The organism is Aminobacter sp. P4_H6_2, from assembly GCF_056400805.1.
This window is the reverse complement of record NZ_JBFUKO010000983.1, coordinates 1-1,303: the sequence shown is the minus strand read 5'-3', so window position 1 is coordinate 1,303 and position 1,303 is coordinate 1. Positions and strand designations below refer to the sequence as shown.

The window sequence follows — 1,303 nt, the reverse complement described above, 5'->3', positions numbered from 1 at the left end:
CCTTGTTGCCGCATGCTCAGAGGTCGTCGATGACCCGCTGCATATGGACAGTCAAACAGGCATCTGGAAAACGACGGTGAAGACACCATGGATCGATTTTCCTGACAGCTGGAATTGGGGCAGTTTCCCGACAAAGCTCCAGTACCGGATTCGTTCGATCCCGAACAAAATCTACCTGGCAAACAGATCAGTATCGTCGCTTTGGGAATACGGTGAYGGCCCTCCAGAATATCACGACGCTTTTGAGGAGCGTACCTTTCGTTATGCTTGGATCGGCCTTGAGGCTGTCCTGATAAATGACATCCTCGCCAAGGAATATGGCGTGCCCTTGCTAGACAGAGGCGACTGGGACCCGGAAGAGCGTTTCAGAAAGGAGATTGAGAAGATCAGCAAGCGACGCGACGAGGAAAAGGCAAACCCTTGGCCACAACCAGACTGGATGCTGCCACATGTGCCGCTTGAGGAACTGCAGGAAAGACATGCCAAGCTGACGGTCKCTCTGGAGGCAGCCGAGAAAAGGAGGAAAGACGCTCACCATACCTCTGCGGTCTCCTGATTCCTCGACCTTCTGAGGGCTTCAGCTTCGCTGATTTTCTGCCGAAGATAGGACATGATGGAAAATGCTCCTAGCGACAGACCGATTTTCGGATACCTGGAAATGGCGACGAAGGTCCGCGACTAGGTCGGTAGCGGTCGCGCTGATCGCTTCCCAACAAATGGCAGCTATACCGCCGTCGGTGCCTGAGAGCCGTCCGTCTGGAATCGGCCCCAACAATGCCCGTCAATAGATCTCCGCTTCGGGTCTACGATTGCCGAGCCGGGAATGATGTTAGCTGGTGGCTTCCTGCTTGTCCGGTCTTTGGCCGTGGGATGAGAAAGGTAGGCATCGGCTCACGCGCGCCAAGATGTAGGAGCGGTGCTGCGATACCCGTCGAACAACGGACCCCCATGTGAAGCCAGTTCCGTTTCCGCCAAGTCGATGACCAGGTCGGATACTCCCGATGCAAATAGGGCCCGGAACGCTGTATCAAACCTATTACTCAAGAGTTCGTCGGCCGCTGCCAGGAGGCGCGGCGTCCATTTGCCGGTTCCATTCCAGTGACCTCGACCGCGCAAGGCAAGCTCTGCCAGCTTCGGATAAAGCATAACGCCTATCGCCAGCACCTCGGCGCCAGTTCGGTCGCCACGCAGATCGTCAATCGCATCCGTGATCTCATATCGCAGGGCATTCAATTCGACTTGCCCTAACGTGGGTGGCCCAGCAAAGAGGCGAGCCGATACCGTCTCGCGCAACACCTCGGCG

At 56.3% G+C, this 1,303-nt stretch carries 1 protein-coding gene and 1 pseudogene; one reads left to right on the top strand and one right to left on the bottom strand.

The window, feature by feature from the left end:
• The coding region (locus AC1DUU_RS32295; protein ID WP_476787364.1) for a hypothetical protein at window positions 1-556 on the top strand (556 nt) is incomplete at its 5' end.
• 335 nt (window positions 557-891) lie between these two features.
• Here the strand turns inward: AC1DUU_RS32295 and AC1DUU_RS32290 are convergent.
• Window positions 892-1,303 (bottom strand): annotated as a pseudogene (locus AC1DUU_RS32290) (nucleotidyltransferase domain-containing protein); the annotation flags it as partial.